The organism is Streptomyces sp. NPDC059917, assembly GCF_042730635.1.
In the GTDB taxonomy this organism is placed as follows: domain Bacteria; phylum Actinomycetota; class Actinomycetes; order Streptomycetales; family Streptomycetaceae; genus Streptomyces.
The window spans coordinates 146,857-163,139 of record NZ_JBHWLC010000006.1 but is presented as its reverse complement, the minus strand read 5'-3'; the positions used below and the strand labels follow the sequence as shown (position 1 = coordinate 163,139).

At 75.2% G+C, this 16,283-nt stretch carries 12 protein-coding genes; 6 read left to right on the top strand and 6 right to left on the bottom strand.

Annotated features, from left to right (window positions below):
* Window positions 1-50: 50 nt before the first annotated feature.
* The 5 genes from ACFWAR_RS05935 to ACFWAR_RS05915 all read left to right on the top strand — a co-directional run bounded on the left by ACFWAR_RS05935 (window position 51) and on the right by ACFWAR_RS05915 (window position 5,389).
* Complete coding sequence (locus ACFWAR_RS05935; RefSeq protein ID WP_385773500.1) at window positions 51-680, top strand: hypothetical protein; 630 nt, start codon at window positions 51-53, stop codon at window positions 678-680.
* A gap of 59 nt (window positions 681-739) precedes the next feature.
* Entirely contained in the window at window positions 740-1,690 is a 951-nt protein-coding gene (locus ACFWAR_RS05930; RefSeq protein WP_385773498.1) for a GDSL-type esterase/lipase family protein, read from the top strand.
* A 101-nt stretch (window positions 1,691-1,791) separates the two neighbouring features.
* The gene (locus ACFWAR_RS05925) at window positions 1,792-3,384 is read left to right on the top strand and encodes a PQQ-binding-like beta-propeller repeat protein (RefSeq protein ID WP_385773496.1); all 1,593 of its coding nucleotides are present in this window, start codon (window positions 1,792-1,794) and stop codon (window positions 3,382-3,384) included.
* Between the two features lie 70 nt (window positions 3,385-3,454).
* Entirely contained in the window at window positions 3,455-4,516 is a 1,062-nt protein-coding gene (locus ACFWAR_RS05920; RefSeq protein ID WP_385773494.1) for a hypothetical protein, read from the top strand.
* Between the two features lie 264 nt (window positions 4,517-4,780).
* A complete protein-coding gene (locus tag ACFWAR_RS05915) occupies window positions 4,781-5,389 on the top strand; it encodes a DNA-binding response regulator (protein ID WP_385773492.1) in 609 nt (202 codons plus the stop codon).
* 21 nt (window positions 5,390-5,410) lie between these two features.
* On the opposite strand, the gene ACFWAR_RS05910 is transcribed toward ACFWAR_RS05915, so the two are convergent.
* The 4 genes from ACFWAR_RS05910 to ACFWAR_RS05895 all read right to left on the bottom strand — a co-directional run bounded on the left by ACFWAR_RS05910 (window position 5,411) and on the right by ACFWAR_RS05895 (window position 12,846).
* Window positions 5,411-9,163: an ATP-binding cassette domain-containing protein gene (locus ACFWAR_RS05910; RefSeq protein WP_385773490.1), complete on the bottom strand. Its 3,753-nt coding sequence runs from the start codon at window positions 9,161-9,163 to the stop codon at window positions 5,411-5,413.
* A 125-nt stretch (window positions 9,164-9,288) separates the two neighbouring features.
* Window positions 9,289-9,432 (bottom strand): SapB/AmfS family lanthipeptide, encoded by a 144-nt coding sequence (locus tag ACFWAR_RS05905; protein ID WP_385773487.1) that lies wholly within the window; start codon window positions 9,430-9,432, stop codon window positions 9,289-9,291.
* Window positions 9,429-12,080, bottom strand: coding sequence for a class III lanthionine synthetase LanKC (gene lanKC / locus ACFWAR_RS05900; protein ID WP_385773485.1), 2,652 nt, complete (start codon window positions 12,078-12,080; stop codon window positions 9,429-9,431). Before lanKC ends, ACFWAR_RS05905 begins: the two co-directional genes overlap by 4 nt.
* 181 nt (window positions 12,081-12,261) lie before the next feature.
* Window positions 12,262-12,846 carry a DinB family protein gene (locus tag ACFWAR_RS05895; RefSeq protein ID WP_385773482.1) on the bottom strand — a complete coding sequence of 195 codons (585 nt, stop codon included), beginning with the start codon at window positions 12,844-12,846 and terminating at the stop codon, window positions 12,262-12,264.
* Between the two features lie 107 nt (window positions 12,847-12,953).
* Here ACFWAR_RS05895 and ACFWAR_RS05890 point away from each other — a divergent pair, with 107 nt between their 5' ends.
* Window positions 12,954-13,205 carry an EF-hand domain-containing protein gene (locus ACFWAR_RS05890; RefSeq protein WP_385773480.1) on the top strand — a complete coding sequence of 84 codons (252 nt, stop codon included), beginning with the start codon at window positions 12,954-12,956 and terminating at the stop codon, window positions 13,203-13,205.
* 27 nt (window positions 13,206-13,232) lie between these two features.
* Here ACFWAR_RS05890 and ACFWAR_RS05885 read toward each other — a convergent pair whose 3' ends face one another.
* The gene (locus ACFWAR_RS05885; RefSeq protein WP_385773478.1) at window positions 13,233-14,207 is read right to left on the bottom strand and encodes an ABC transporter substrate-binding protein; all 975 of its coding nucleotides are present in this window, start codon (window positions 14,205-14,207) and stop codon (window positions 13,233-13,235) included.
* Window positions 14,200-16,275, bottom strand: a complete 2,076-nt coding sequence (locus tag ACFWAR_RS05880; RefSeq protein ID WP_385773476.1) for an ABC transporter permease subunit — start codon at window positions 16,273-16,275, stop codon at window positions 14,200-14,202. Before ACFWAR_RS05880 ends, ACFWAR_RS05885 begins: the two co-directional genes overlap by 8 nt.
* Between the last annotated feature and the right edge of the window lie 8 nt (window positions 16,276-16,283).

Genomic DNA, 16,283 nt, shown 5'->3' with positions numbered 1-16,283 from the left:
GGCCAGCATCGGTGTCGACGCCCCACACCGACGGAAGGCGAGGAGGCGACGTGGCCGAGCGCTACTGGTGCGCGGAGTGCGGCTTCAAGACCCCCTGGCTCGACGGGACGGAGGGTCCGGCCCGGCAGATCGAGCACTACGCCCGCAAGCACCCGGGCACCGCCCCGGGCGGTCAGGTCGAGACCCGCGGACGGCGGCGGACCACCGGACGCCGGGCGCGGCGACGCGCGGGACGACATGTACCCCTACACGACAAGGGAGTTCCGGACATGAACGAGGTATCCACACGGCCGGGGTCGGCCACCGGCGCCGGCGTCATGGGCATCGCCTTCGGCCTCGCCGCGGTGTGCGGCGCGGTGTACGTACTGCTGCTCCTCCGGGACGGGAACGGCTTCGGGCTCTTCGGCCTGCCCGTCCTCGCCTTCGGCGCGGGCATCCTGCGGGCCGGTGCCGGGGTGCTGGCCGGGGTGGCCTACGCGGGCGACCGGCTCAGCCAGTTGGCGCTGGTACCCGCGTCCCTGTCCGGGATCGCCATGGGCGCCATGGCCGCGTCGGCGGACTGGAACGACGACGCGGCCTTCGGCCAACTGGGCGGATTCGGCGCCACCTTCCTGCTCTCGGTGATCGTCATCACACTGTGCGGGCGACCGGCGACGAAGCGCTACCTCGGGGAGGGCTGACCCGGCCGTCCCCGTTAGGGTGAGGTGATCATCCCCGCACGGAAGGCCCCCGGCTCACAGTGACCGCACCACGTCCCCACACGCTGTTCTCCTTCGGCACGCTGCAGGACGAGCGGGTGCAGACCGCCCTCTTCGGCCACGCCGTACCCACCTCCGCGGCGTCGCTGGCGGGGCACACGACCCGGCCGCTGGCGATCACGGACGAATCCGTCATCGCGGCCAGCGGCCTCGCCGTGCACCTCACACTGGCGCGCGCGATCGGGGCCGTGGTCGAGGGCGTCGTCATGCGCCTGACCGACGCCGAACTGGCCGCGGCCGACGCCTACGAGGTCGACGACTACGCCCGTCGCCGGGTGCTCCTGTCCGGCGGGGAGAGCGCCTGGGCCTACCTGGACGCGAAGCCGCTGCGCGCGGCGGAGCGCATCGTCATCGTGGGCGACAGCATCGCCTACGGGCGCTGCGACCCGCGGGGCGGATGGGCGGCCCGCCTGGCGGGCGCGCACATCGAGGGCGACGAGGCCGCACACCGGGTCTTCAACCTCGCGGTTCCGGGCAGCACCCTGGCCGACGTCGGCGAGCAGACCCCCGCCCTCCTGGCGGCCCGCAGGCCCGACACCCTGGTCGTCGCCGCCGGGATCAACGACAGCGCCCTGCCGCTCGACGCGCCGCAGGGCCGCGCGCCGGAACACGGGGATCCGCTGGAGCGCATCGGGGAGCACCTCGACTCGCTGGCCGCCACCGCCCTCGGGCATGGCGCGCGCCTCGTCGTCGTCGGGCCCACCTGGCTCGATGAGGAACGCACCGGCGACTACGAGGGGTTGCGCTTCACCCGGGAGCGGGCGCTGGCGCTGCGCGCGACGGTGCGGGAGTGGTGCGGGGAACACCACGTCGACCACATCGACCTGTGGGAGCCGCTGCGCGGGAGGGGCGATCTGCTCGTCGACGGTCTGCACCCCGACGCCGAGGGCCACCGGCTCCTGCACCGGCACCTCGACGCCATGAGCCGCTGAACGAACGGCCGTTGGCGCGCTGACCTGCGCCCACGGCGTACGGTCGCGGCGGTACCGGGGGGCCTCTGGTCCGCGAAATCCGCACGGGTCACACTCTTCCCATGAGCAGTCACGAGCCCGGCGGTCCCACCCCACCCCCTTACGGGCCCGATCCGGCGAACCCGTACGCCCAGCCCCCGCCCCAGCCCGGGCCGGGGCGGTTCGGCGGCCCGCCGCCGCCCGGGCCCGGCGCGGGGCGCCGCGGTCCCTCCGTGCGCGAAGCCGTGGCCCGCAGGCCCCTCGCGCTGGTCGCGGCGCTGGTGGCGGGCCTGTTGGTGATCGGCGGGGCGGTGTACGCGGTGGCCGGCAGGGGCCACGGATCCACCCCGGGGCCCGTCGCCGACGAGGCCACTTCGAAGGCCCCGACGGGCACCCCCACGGTCGACAAGGGGGACGGGAAGGGTCCCGGCGGCGGCCCGGAGCCCTACGACCCCAACGCCGGCATCCAGCCCGGGGAGGGGAAGGTCTGGCTGCGCGAGAACCAGACGCAGCTGGCGGGCTCGGGAGCCGAGCAGTTCGGCCCCTGGCGGGTCGGCGACGTCGTGGTCAAGGCCATGCACAAGGAGATCACCGGATACGCCGCGGGTGACGGCAAGGACGTGTGGAAGATCGCGCTGGAGACCCCGCTGTGCGGGGTGCCGCAGGCCCCGACGGCGGCCGGGAAGCTGGTCGTCGGCGTCCTGGAGAGTAACGAGGCGAAGGCCAACTGCACGCAGCTCCAGCAGGTCGACCTGGTCACCGGCAAGCTCGGCTGGAAGGTGGCGGTGCCGCAGGAGAACGGCTTCGACACCTCCTCCGGCTTCGAGATGGCGATCAGCGGCGACACCGTCGCGGTCGCCCGGTCGGCCGTCGCGAGCGGGTTCTCGGTCACCGACGGCAGGAAGCTCTTCGGCACGCCGAAGACGGGCTGTTCCCCTTCGGGGTTCGCCGGGGGCGCTCGGCTGATCCGACTGCGCAACTGCTTCGACCCGAAGCCCGCCGCCGTGATCGAGGACGTCGACCCCGCGACCGGCGAGGCCAAGTGGAGCCACACCTACGAGCCGGGCTGGACGATCGGCCGCGTCCTGTCCGCGGACCCGCTGGTCGTCGCCGCCCACAACTCCGACAAGAAGGGCTGGAACATCACGGCGTTCACCGCGGACGGCAAGGTCCGGTCGCAGGGCGAAGCGAAGTTCGGTGTGAGCGGCCGCTGCAACGGCTTCGGGTACGCCGAAGGGCTGCAGGACTGCCCGGGCGCCGTGGTCGACGCCGACACGCTCTACGTCGCCGGGGGCAAGGCCGGACCCACCCTCGGCCTCGACGAGACGAACGAGGTCATCGCCGTGGACCTGGCCACCGGCCAGGAGAAGTGGCACGCGGTCGCCCCGGACAAGGGGCGCTCCATGTGGCCGCTGGCCGTCGAGGGCGGCAAGGTCATCGTGTACATCGCGGCGGGCGGGGGGCGTTCGGGCGCGATGGCGACGCTGGAGCCGACCGGCGGCGCCCCGCAGGTGTTCCTCCAGAGCCCGGCGGCCGCGCGCGGCCCCGAATCCGTCTTCTACCCGCACGGGGTGCACCCGGCCTGGCTGGGCGGCCGCCTCTTCCTGCTGAACGGCCGGGTGCAGGGCCCCGAACCCGAGAAGGTGGACCACTCGATCCTCTCCTTCGGCAAGTAGTCCTGCGGGCGGGCCCCGGCGCCGGACCCGCTGTGGCCGGTGCGTCCCCGCGCGCCTATCGTTACCCGGCATGTGGCCAGGACAGCAGACGCCCGGGGGCGAGCAGGACCCGCCCGAGGAGTTCCACAACCCGTACCGGCAGCCGCCGGGCGCGCCGCTCCCCCCGGGCCCGGCCGCCACGCCCCCGCCGACCGCGCCGCCCACCGCGCCGCCCTCCGGCTACCCGGTGGGGGGCCCGTACGGCATGCCGCGGACGCAGGGGCAGCCCTACCCGCCGCCGTACCGGCCGCCGGGCCCGGCCAAGCGCTCCAGGACCGTCGTCATCGCCGTCTGCGCGGCGGCCGCCGTGGTGGTGGCCGCGGCCACCGTCACGGGTGTGGTCCTGCTGCGCGGCGACAGCGACCGGGGCGGCGACCGGGCGATCGACGGCAAGGACGTCTCGCCGTCGGGTCCTTCCCCCGCCGGGCCGTCGACTTCGGCCTCGTCCTCGGCTTCGGCGTCGTCGTCGAGCGCCGTGCCGCCGACGATCAAGGGCTGGAAGGCGGTCGTCAACCCCGAACACGGCACGGCCTTCGACGTCCCGGCCGACTGGGAGGTCGTATCGCCCACCGTGTTCAGCGGGTACTCCGACGACGCGGACGGGGAGAAGATCCTCATCGGGCACACGGCTCCCGCCTTCTACAAGTCGAAGTGGTGCAGCATCGACGGGGACGGCGACGGTCGGATCGACGACTACAAGCTGGCCGCCACCGGAACCAAGGGCGCCGCCGGGGCGAAGGACACCCGTGAGGTCGCCGAGAAGATGGCCCCCCTATGGGTCTACGCCGCCTACACGCAGCCGGACAAGAACGCGGTGAAGACCGACCAACCGGTGGAATACACCACCAAGTCGGGGGTCAAGGGCACCTACCTCACCTCGCATTCCGAGGGCGCCAAGAAGACCAACAAGTGTTCGGGCGACGGCCGGTCGATCGTCTTCGGCTTCAAGAACGCCAAGGGAGACTTCGTCGCTTGGGACTTCTACGGGAGGACCGGCGTCCCGGGCGCGATCGGCGACGAGTTGGTGATGCGCATCCTCAGCACGGTCCGGCTGACGGCGGTGACCCCCGCGGATCCGTCCACCGCTCCGTGACTCGAACGTCCGTCGGTATCGAAGGGCCCCTCCCGGCGCCGCCGGGAGGGGCGGTATCCGGCCGTATCCGGGAGGTGCCGAGAGGCGGTCCGAGGTAAGCGGTCAGCACAGCGGCGTGAGGGAGCACTCGGGAGGCGCCCGTTTATGGCCACGCGCCCCTACGCGCCCCCAGAGGTGACGTTCCGGCAGGCCGGTCCCGGGGCAGCCGCAAGGTGCTGATTGGTCTTTGCCGCAACCGCTCGCATCGTCCCTGGAGAGTTCCGCATGACGAAGGTCCTCGTATTGCACAGCGTCAGCCTCGTCGGATCCGCATTGGCCGCCCTGTTGAGATCCGAGGGACAGTTCGACGTCACGTCCGTGGGATGGAGGACGGCGGCCCGCCGGGCGCTGACCTTACGACCAGACGTGACGGTCGTCGACGTCGACTGTCCGGGTGCCACGGCCGTCCTCGCCGGCGAGGGGCACACCGATCACCAACTGTTGGAGCCGCCGACCCCGCTGCTCGTCCTGGCCACGGCCGGTACGCCCGGCTCGCTCGGCCGGGCCTTCCAGGCGAAGGCCCGCGGGTACGTCGACAAGGACGGCTCGCCCGGACAGCTCGTCCGGGCCGTGCGCAAGGTCGCCGCGGGCGAGCGCTTCATCGACGCCTCGCTCGCCTCGGCCTTCCTGGAGGCCGACCCGGTGCCGCTCAGCCCGCGCGAGTTGAGCGTGCTGGCCCGCGCCGCGGAAGGCGACTCGATCGCCGAGATAGCCCGGGCCCTGCACCTGGCCAGCGGCACCGTCCGCAACTACATGGCCGCCGTCACGCGCAAGACCGGCGCGCGCAACCGCATAGACGCGATACGCATCTCCCGCAGCGCCGGTTGGGTGTAGCGGGCCGTCGGACCGGGCGGCTCAGCGCGTCGAGGAGACCGCGCCGCCCGCGCTCCACATCCCCACGAGGTCCCGGTAGAGGGCCGAGCGTGCCGGTAGTTCCGCGTGCGTCCCGCAGACCGCCCGGGTCCCGTCCAGGACCAGCACGCGGTCGGCGCGCGCGGCCGAGGAGATCCGGTGGGCCACCACCACCAGGGTGCCGGGCCGGGCCGCGAGGGCCCGCTCGGCGCGCTCCTCGGTCTCCGCGTCGAGGTGGCACGTGGCCTCGTCCAGCAGGAGCAGCGGCGCGGGGGAGAGGTACGCGGCGGCGAGCGCCAGCAACTGCCGCTCCCCCTGGGAGAGACGGGCCGGGTCGAGGACCGCGTCCGGGCCGCCGAGCCGCCCCAGGAGCGGCGCCAGGCCCAGCGCGGCCACGACGGCCTCCACCCGCTCCGCGGGCACGTCCGCCGGGCGCGGGCACAGATGGGTCAGGTTCTCGCGCACGGTGCCGGTGAACACGTAGGCCTGTTGGGGCAGGAGGGTGCGCCGCGGGTCCGGGCCGTGCGCGGACCCCGCCGGCCGGGCGGGCGCCCCGGCGACCAGGGCCGTGCCCGCGCCGGGCGGCAGCAGCCCCGCCAACAGGGCGGTCAGCGTGGACTTCCCGATCCCGCTGGGCCCCACGACCGCGAGGTGCTCGCCGGGTCGGACCGTCAGGTCGAGCCCGTCCAGCACGGGGTGCGCGCGGGGCCCGTAGGCGAAGCCGACGCCGCGGAGCTCCACGGCCGCCACCGGCCGCTGCGGGGCCGCCGAGGCCGCCGGGGTCCGCGAGGTCGCGGCGGCCGGGCTCCCGGGGGCGGTCGGTTCCGGGCCGCAGAAGCGGTCCAGCACCACCAGCAACCGGGTCCCCGCGGAACCGAGCGCGGCCATCAGGGTGTCGAGCGCGGGCAGCAGCGACTGCGTCAGGTACGTCAGCGCGCCGGCCAGCGCGCCCGCCGTGAGCCCGCCGCCGAGCAGCCAGGGCGTGGCCGCGAGCAGGGCGAGGACCGGTGCCCGGCCGGCCACCCCGAGGGCCAGCGTCCGAACGGCGCCCCAGAGCGCGAGCCGCCCGGTCAGCCGTTCCTGCGCCGCGACCAGCGGCTCCACGGAGGCGGCCGCGGCCCCGCCGCCCCCGCACGCCACGATGTCGCGCAGCCCGGCCGCCACCTCGCCCACCCGCGCGGCGAGGGCCTCGTCCGTGTCCAGGGCCTCGCGCTGCACGGCCGCCATGGGGCGCAGCGTGGCCAGGAAGACGGCCAGGCCCAGGAGCAGCGGGGGCACCACGACGACGAGCAGTACGGGCGCCAGCGCGGCCATCCCGAGCAGCGCGCCGACGGCGGTGAAGAGGAACGAACGGGCGGTCAGGACCAGTCCGGCGAAGGAGTCCCGGGCCATCTCGCTCTGCTGGGTCAGCCGGGACACCGCGCCCGTGCCGGCGGCGCGCGCGGGATCCGCGACCGCGGCGCCCAGCGCGTGCCGCACGGCCCGGCGGACGAGCCCGTCCCGCAGGGGCTCGACGAGCTCCGCGAGGGCGCGGAACACCCCGCGCAGGGCGACGCCGCCCAGGAGCGCTCCGGCCCCGGCCGCCGTCAGCCACAGGACGCCCGTGTCGACCCGTCCGGCCAGGAACCCGTCGTCCAGGGCGCGGGCCACGCCGTACCCGCCGAGGAAGGTGTGGACCGATTCCAGCAGCGACCACAGCGCCAGCGCGCCCAGCGGCCGGACCCGGCCCCGCAGGAACCGCCGCCCCTCCCCGCCGACCCGCCGCCAGGTCCCGGCACCGGCACCGGCACCGGCACCGGCTGCGGCCTCGGCACCGGGCGCGGTCTTCGGTACGGGTCCAGGGAGCACCGGTCCGGAAGCGGGGGCCGGGCGGGTCGTCGTACGGTCCGACGCCGCCGCCCCGGCCACCGTCGTGTCGTCGGACGCGGTGTCCCAGGCCGCCGTGTCCCCCGCGTCCGCGTCCGCGACCACGGGGGCCGGGGCGACCGGGGCCGCCCCGGCCGACGGCTCGCCGGTCGGCCGGTCTCCCTGCGGCGGCGCGGCGAAGACCGCGCGGTAGTCCGGGTCCTGCCACAGGGTCGCGTGCGGGCCGGTGGCCCGGACCCGGCCGTCCTCCAACCAGACGACCCGGTCGGCGCGGGCCGCCGCGGAGATGCGGTGGGCCACGACGAGCCGGGTGCCCGGGCGCACCCGCTCGGCCAGGGACCGTTCGACCTCGCGCGCGGTGAGCGTGTCCAGGCTGGAGGTGGCGTCGTCGAGCACGAGCAGGCGCCCCGCGCGCAGGAACGCCCGCGCCAGCCCCAGGCGTTGGACCTCGCCCCCGGACATCGGCGCGTCCGCGAGCAGCGTGTCGTACCCGTCGGGCAGGCGCCGTACGAACGGATCGGCCCCGGCCGCCCGCGCCGCGGCCCGCACCCGCGCCCGCCCGGGCGGCGGACCGGCGCCGAAGCCGATCGCCCCGGCGACGCTGCGCCCCGGCAGCGCGGGCCGGTCGAAGGCGTGCCCGACGTCGCGCCGCAACGCCCCGGCGGACAGCTCCTCCAGCGGCACCCCGTCGAGGAGCACCCGACCGGCGTCCGGGTCGGTCAGGCGCCCCGCCACCGCGGCGAGGAGCGTCTTGCCCGATCCGGAGCGCCCCACCACGGCGACCGTCGTACCGCCGGGCACGACGAGATCGACGCCGTCCAGCGCCGCGCGGCCCCCGCGCTCCACCCGGACCCCGCGCAGCTCCAGCGTGCCCGGCCCGTCCGGGGGCAACTCCCGCGTTCCGTACGTCATCGCGGGCAGGGCGAGGAGGGCGGCGGTGCGCCGCGCCGCGGCCCGGCCGCGCACCACGGCCGCCAGCCGCCCGGTCACGGCGCCCACTCCGGCCGCGAGCCCGGCGTACCGGACGGCGGCGAGGAGGGCGCCCACGCCCAGCGCACCCGCCGCGAGCCGCATCCCGCCCACCCCGAGCACCACGTACAGCAGCAGCGGCATCAGCGCCGAGGTGCGGGCGGTGGTCCCGCCGTACACCCGCCACATCCGCCGACCCTCGACGCCCAGGGCGGGCAACTCCCGCAGGACGCGCTCCCGTTCGCGGGAGAGGGTGCCGGCCGCGGCGATGGTGCGGGCGCCGGCGAGGGCCTCGGTCAGCAGCCCCGCGATCGACAGCTGGACCTGCTGGTACCGGCTCACGCTGGCCGCCGAATCACGCGCGAAGGACCGCAACAGCACAGCCAGCAGGGGCAGTCCGGCCACGAAGGCGAGGGCGGTCCACACGTCGATGACGAAGAGCGCGATCAGACCGCCCAGCGGCGGCAGCAAGGAGGCGACGGCGCCCGCGGCGGCGGCGGGCGCGGTTCCGGCCTCGGTGGCGTGCGCGGTCAGCCGCGCGGCGACGTCGCCGGGCGGGTGCCGGGCCGCGTGGTGCGGGGCGGTGCCCAGGAGCCGGGTCAGGCCGAGGCGGCGCAGCCAGGCGGTCGAGCGGCCGTTCACCCGGCCGGTCAGCCGCGTCACGGCGGCGTCCAGCAGTACTTCGGCGGCGATGACGAGCGCACACCACGCGGTCCAGGCGGGGCCGCCCGGGTCGCCGCGCAGCAACAGGTCGAGGGTGTGGCCGAGGACGGCCGGTTCGGCGAGGGCCGCGGCGGCGGCGCCGAGCGAGCACGCGCCCACGGCCGCGGTGCGCCCCGCGCTGTCGCGGGCCGCCGCCATCAGGGCGCGGTCGCCGGTGCGGGCGAGCGCCGCCCCGTCGGACGGATCGGGCGAGGTCATCGGCAAGGCTCCACGGCCTCCACGGGCGGCGTCGGCGCCCCCGGGCGGCATCGCGGCCCCCAGGGGCTCCGGAAACGGGGCGCGGGCCCGGGCGGCGAACCGCCCGGGCCCAAAAGGGGACCTGGTCAGTGACAGGTCGTGATGCTCAGGCTGCTGTCCCCGCAGAGCAGCAGGCTGGCCCGGCTGCCGCCACCGCCGCCGCCGCCGTAGGTGGCCTCGGTGGCCTCTTCCGTGATGGTTTCCATCGACTGCAGGTCGAGAAGCGTCATGTCGCAATCCTCTTCTTCGCTGGGTCTTCCTGATGGGTCACGGCCCCGCGGTGCGGGACCGGCTCTGGGACCGCCGCGGCGCGCCGCAGCGGTGGGAGGAACGGCAGCTGCGCGCGCCCGCCGGGCGCGGCGCTGCCGAGGGCGAGCAGTGCGCCGGCGGTACCCGTGGACAGGTCCATGGACAGCCGCATCAACTGCTCGCCGGGGAAAGCCAGATGGCCTTGGTAGGGCACCGCGTGCCGGGCCAGGGCGTCGATCTGGCGCGCGAGGTCGTCCGCGCGGGTGCCCGGCCCCGGGGTGCTGGTCCGCGCCAGGTACAGCACCATCCCGGCAGCGCCGCGGAACAACCCGGGCTGCGCGTAGAAGGTGGCCTGGGCGGCCCGTACGATCTCCAGCCGGGCCTGCTCGAAGCGCTGCTCGGAGCCGTGCCGCAGCCAGTCGTCCAGCACCATGCCGATGCCCACGCTGCCCGCGCCGAGGTAGGGCATCGTGCGCCACCCCTCGTCCACCTGGAGGGTGCCGAAGGCGCTCGTCACGCACCGGTCGAGATCGTGGTGCAGGGCGGCGCCCGCGCGCAGCAAGTACTCCTGCTCGCCGGTGCGTTCGTACAGGCGCAGGAAGAGCAGGGCCGGTCCGGCGCCGCCGTGCAGCAGGCCGGCGCGCCGTGGCGCGGCGCCGTCCCGGCAGAGCAGCTCGGCGCAGCGCAGGGCCGCCGCGTGCAGCTCGCCCTCGCCCGTCGTCGTGCCCAGCGCGTCCAGGGCCAGGCCCACGCCCGCGAGCCCGCTGTGCAGGTCGGGCCCGATCTCCTGCCACGGCTGCTCCAGCAGCAGCCCGGCGAGGGACAGCGCCCGCTCCCGGTGGCCGAGGCGGTCCAGGGTCCAGGCGGTGCCCGCGAGGCCGTCGTAGAAGCCGAGCGGTGTGCCGGAGCCGGGCTCCGCGGTCCGGGCCAGCAGCCACTCCTCGGCCTCGGGCCACGGCTCGGCGCCGGTCTCGGCCAGGGCGTAGAGGACCCCGGCCGCTCCGTAGCCGAAGCCCGTGCCACCGCCCTCGGCGGCGAACTGGGCGATGTCCCCGGGGAAGAGGCGGTCCTCCCGACCGGGCGTGGCCGAGGCGCGCAGGGCCGCGACCATCGAGTCCCGGGCGGCGGGCCAGTTCCCGGGCGCGACGGGCAGGTACGGTCCCGCCGGAGCCGGTATCCGGCCCGAGCCGGGCCCCGCGGCGCCGTCCCCGTCCGGTCCGGACAGGATCTCCTGGACGGCTTCGTCCAGGAACCGGCGCGGCACGGGGAACTGCTCCGCGGCGATGGCCGCCAGGTGCGCCGCCTTCGCCCGGTCCAGGGCGAGCAGGCTCGTCAGCGGCAGGAACAGGGCGAGGCGAAGACAGGCGAGGGCGTAGCGGTCCACCGCGAACCCGCGGCGGCCGGCCGGAGCGACGAAGGCGGGGTTGGCGACGGTCTGCCGCAACCCCTCGTCGACGTGCGCGGCGGCCTCGAAGTCCAGCAGGGCGACGGACGGTCGGCCCGCGGCGTCCTCGGTGACCATGATGTTGAAGAGGTGCAGGTCGTTGAAGACCACTCCGCGGGCGTGCACCGCGGCGACCGCCGCGCTCACCTGCTCGTGGATCGCCAGCGCCCACGTGGTGTAGGCGGCGAGCTCGGCCGGTGCGGGGTCGGCCTCGATCAGGGGGTGTCGGCGGGCGAAGTAGGTGTTGAGCGGCTTGCCCTCCAGGTACTGGAGCACCAGGAAGTGGTGGTCGCCGATCGTGAAGGAGTCGAGGACGGACGGGACGCAGTCCAGCCCGGCGAGCCGCTCCAGCGCCGCTCGCTCCCGGTGCAGCCGGGTCACCGCGTCCGCGCCGTCGGCGGCGAGGCCCGCGTGCGGCCGGGCCTCCTTGAGCACGACGGCCTCACCGGTGCGCGTGTCCCGGGCGGCGTAGACCCCGCCGCCGTTGGAGAAGTGCAGGGCCCGCTCCACGGTGTACGGGAGGTCGGCGAGGGTGACCGAGGAACGCGCGTCGAGGTGCGGCTTGAGGAAGGGGGGCAGCTCGACCCACTCCGGCGGTTGGAACGCCGGTCCGCGGGTGTCGGGGACCAGGCGTCCGCTCGGGTCCTCGATCGCCGGGACCAGCTCACCGTTCGCGTCGTAGCAGTGCCGCAGGGTGAAGCTGCCGTAGCGCAGGTGGACGGGGCCCGCGCCCCAGCGCAGGTCGCTGAGCACGTACGGCCCGGACTCCCCGGCCAGCAGCCCGTCGAGGTCCTCGGCGATGCGGCGGCACTGGTCCTCGTCGGCGGGGTAGACGGTGAGGAACTTGCCGCTGGCCGCGCGGTCGGCGTACTTGGCGTTGCGCAGGTGCAGCAGGTAGCGGCTCGGCACGAACTTGAAGGCGATGTGCCGGGCCAGGCAGTAGGAGCGGACCCGCTCCAGGACCGACTCGGCGTTGTCCAACGTGGCCGACACGTGGATCTTCCAGCCCTGTGCGGGCAGTTCGGATCCGATCGGACGCAGGGCGTACCAGTCGCCGCTGCGGTGGGAGCGCCACCCCTCGGGTACGGGGGCGAGCGCGGCCGGGTAGCTCTCCTCGGCGCGCCGGTGGGGCGCGTCGTAGAACCAGCGGTCTGCGTCGCAGAAGGCGGCGTACCCCTTGTTCACCCGTACTCCCTCGGTCGGTGGCCGGCTGCATCACCGTGTCACCCGGGCCGGGTGCCGCAACAGTCACGGCTGTCACCGATGCGACGTGCAGTACGCACGCGTCACTTGGCTCACCGGGCTTGCAGCGGTGGTGAGTTGGGGTCGATGCGAGGGGGCGGCGCCTGCGCTCACGGCCCCCTCGTCATGCCGTGGTCGACGTGGCGGACGCGGCGGCCCGCTCGATCTTCGCGCGGTATGCGGCGCGGGCCTCCTCGTCGATCCCGGTCTCGTGCTCGGGCCGCATCCCGGTGCGGCCGTCGACGCCTTCGCGCAGGATGTCGGCGTGCCCGGCGTGCCGGTTGGTCTCGCCCAGGACGTGGACCAGGACGGCGAACAGGTTCGTGTCGGCGTGGGGCCCCGGCCACCACGGCACGTGGCCGGGGGCGTCGAGGGCGAGCGCGTCGATCGTCGCGTCCGAGTGCTCCCAGGTGCGCTGGTAGGACGCGACGATCTGGTCGCGCGTCTCGTCCTCGGCCGCCCACAGATCGCTGCCGTCGTGGTCCTGCCAGCGGGGCAGCTGCTGCGGGGAAGGGCGGCCGAAGACCTCGCCGAAGTACCGGGCCTCGACGCCGGACACGTGCTTGACCAGGCCGAGGAGGTTGGTCCCGGTCGCCGTCAGAGGTCGCCGGGCGTCGTACTCGGACAGGCCGTCGAGCTTCCAGAGCAGCGCCGTGCGGTCCCGCCGCAGTCGTCCGTGCAGGGTGGCCTTCGCGAATTCATCGATCATGCGGCACGAGCTTGCCATGCCGGAGGCCGGGCGGTGCGGGGCGGGTCATAGGCTGTCGGTCCGGCGGACCCCTGCCCCGCCGTCCCGCCTGCCGAAAGGACCACGTGATGAGCGACAAGGCCCGCAAGCTCTTCGACGCGCTCGATCTGAACAGCGACGGCGTCCTCACCCGCGTCGAGGTGATATCCGCCCTGCGGACGAAGGGCCCGACCCTCGCCGCCGCCGGTGTGCTGCCCTTCTGGGGCGTGAGCGACGTGGACGACTCCTCCGCCCTCTTCGACCGGGCCAACCTGGACGGCGACGACGTGCTGACCTACGAGGAGTTCGAGCGCGAGGCCGACCGCCGCTTCGGCTGGTAGCCGGACCGGACGGCCGACCCCGGCGGGTCAGCCGAGCCAGGGCCGCCAGACGTCCTCGTGGCGCTCCACCCACTTCTGCGCCGCCTGCCGCGGCGACAGCTTCTCCTCGGCGATCATCAGGGCCACCTCGTTCTGGTCCGCGACGCCCCAGTGGAACCTCTTCAGGAAGTCGGCGGCCGGCCCGCCCTCGTCCGCGAAGCGGGCGTTGAGGTACTTGCGCAGCGGCGTGTGCGGGTAGGCGCAGGCCACCTTCTCGGCGTCCGCGTCGCAACCCTGCGCGTAGGCGGGCAGCTCGACCTCCGTCATCGGGACCCGGTCGAAGAGCCACTGGGGCTGGTACCAGTACGTCAGGAAGGGCTTGCGCTCCTTCGCGAACTGCTTGATCTGGGTGATCTGGGCCGCCTCGGAGCCCGCGAAGACCACCTCCAGGTCGAGTCCGAGGTTGCGCACCAGCGCCTTGTCGTTCGTCACGTACGAGGGGGAGCCGTCCAGCAGCTGGCCCTTGCCCCGGCTCTCGGCGGTGCGGAACTGGTCGGCGTACTTGTCGAGGTTCTTCCAGTCGGTGACGTCCGGGTGTTCCTGGGCGAAGTACGTCGGCACGAACCAGCCGATGTGGCCGGTGACCCCGAGTCCGCCGCCGTCGACGACGGTCTTCTTCCGCTCCACGTAGCGCGCCAGCTGTTCGGGGTGGCCCCAGTCCTCCAGGATCGCGTCGACGCGGCCCTGGCTCAGGGCGTCCCAGGCCGGTACCTCGTCCACCTGGACGGTGTCCACGCGGTAGCCGAGTTCGTGCTCCAACAGGTAGGCCGCCACCGCGGTGTTGGCCTGTGCGCCCACCCAGGACTGGACCGACAGCGTGACGGTCTTCGCGCCGCGGGCGGCGGCGTACGGGGAGGTCTGGCGGGTCATGTCGGCCGCTCCGCAGCCCGTGAGCACGGCCAGGGCGGTCGCGGCGGCGAGCGCGACCGCGCTCCTGCGGCGGATCTTCGTCGGCTCAGGCATTCCCGGCCTCCTTCGTGGGCGCGGGCTGGGTGAGGCGGTCGAGCAGGACGCCGAGGCAGACGATCGCCGCGCCCGCCACGAGCCCGGTGGCCAGGTCGCCCTGGGCGAGGCCGAGGACCACGTCGTAGCCGAGGGCGCCGCCGCCGACCAGACCGCCGATGATCACGACGGCCAGCACCAGGACCACGGCCTGGTTGACGGCCAGCAGCAGGGCGGGCCGCGCGAGCGGCAGTTGGACCTGGCGCAGCTGCTGGGCGCCGGTGGCGCCGAGGGAGCGGGCCGACTCCAGTACCGCGGGGTCCACCTCGCGCAGGCCCTGCGTGGTGATGCGGACGACGGCGGGCAGCGCGTAGACGACGGCCGCGGCCGCCGCGGGGGCCCGGCCGACCCCGAACAGGGCGACGACCGGGATTAGGTACACGAACTGGGGCATCGTCTGGCAGACGTCCAGCACGGGCCGCAGCAGCCGCTCGGCGCGGGCGCTGCGGGCGGCGCCGATGGCGACCGCGAAGCCGAGCACGAGCGTCACCGCGACGGCGGCGAGCACCTGCGAGAGGGTGTCCAGCGCCGGGTCCCACACGCCGAGCACCCCGATGGCGGCCAGGGCGAGCACGGCGCTCAGGGCGCTGCGCCAGGTGCCGACCAGCAGGCCCACGGCGGCCACGGCCAGCAGGAGCAGCCACCACGGGGTCGACTGGAGCCCGCTGCGCAGCGGATCGAGGAGCATCCCGGTGAAGCCGGCCGCCCAGTCGGCGGTGCCGCCGACGACGGGGACCCCCGAGTAGAGGTGGCCGGTCATCCAGGCGACGGCCCGGTTGACCGGATCCGCGAGCGGGACCGTCCAGGTACCGGGCCACTGCGCGGCGCCCAGCATCCGGCCCGCCACCGCCACGGCGACGGCCGCGAGCACGCACAGCAGCCCCCCGTACCAACCGGCGAACACCCGGCGCAGGAAGTGGAGTTCGGCTGCCGGTCGGGCCGAGCCGAGCCGGGAGCCCGCCGCGGCGGCCGTGCGGTCCAGTACGACGGCGAGCAGCACGATCGGGATGCCCGCGGCCAGGGCCGCGCCGACGTCGACGGAGGCCAGGGCCTGGTAGACCCGGTCGCCGAGGCCGCCCGCGCCGATCACCGACGCGATGACGGCCATGGACAGGCCCGTCATGACGGCCTGGTTGACGCCCAGCAGGATCTGCTGCCGGGCCAGCGGGAGCCGGGCGGTCAGCAGCCGCTGGCGCCCCGTGGCGCCGAGCGAGGCGGCGGCCTCCAGCACCCCCGCGTCGGCCCCGCGCAGCCCGAGCGCGGTGAGGCGGGCCATGGGCGGGGCGGCGTACACCACGGTGGCGAGCACCGCGGCGGGCACCCCGATGCCGAAGACGAGCACCATCGGCAGCAGGTAGGCGAAGGCCGGCAGCACCTGCATGGTGTCCAGGACGGGCCGCAGGACGCGCTCCGTGCGCGGCGACAGCCCGGCGGCGAGGCCGAGCAGGGCGCCGACGACGACGGCCGCGCCGACCGCCACGGTCATCAGGGCCAGCGTCTGCATCGTCGGCACCCACATGCCCAGCAGCCCGCACGCCGCGAAGGCGGCCATCGAGGTCAGCGCGAGCCGGACCCCCGCGAGCCGCCAGGCGACCAGGCCGGCCAGCGCGGTCACCCCGGGCCATCCGGCGGCCAGCAGCACCACGTAGACGGCGCGCACGGACACCACGACGGCATTGCTCACGTGCCCGAAGAAGTAGAGGAACAGCGGATGGCTGTCACGGTGGTCGATGATCCAGTCACCGGCCCGCCCCAGCGGCGCCGACAGATCGACGGCCAGGGAACCGGGCCAGCTGCCGCCGCCCGGGTACAGCACGCCGAGGGTGGCCAGGACGGCCGCGGCGACGGCGAGGGGCAGGACCTTGCGGCCGACGCGGAAGCGGGCGGTGGAGCCGGTCCCGCGCCCGCCCGCACCGGCGGCCGGAGCCGAGGTGGAGCGGGTGTCGGGGTCGGTACGGGCGCCCCGGGGGCGCGGACCGGACGAGTCCGCGCGCGGCCCTTCGCGCACGGGTGTGGACGGGGCGGTCATCGGCGCCA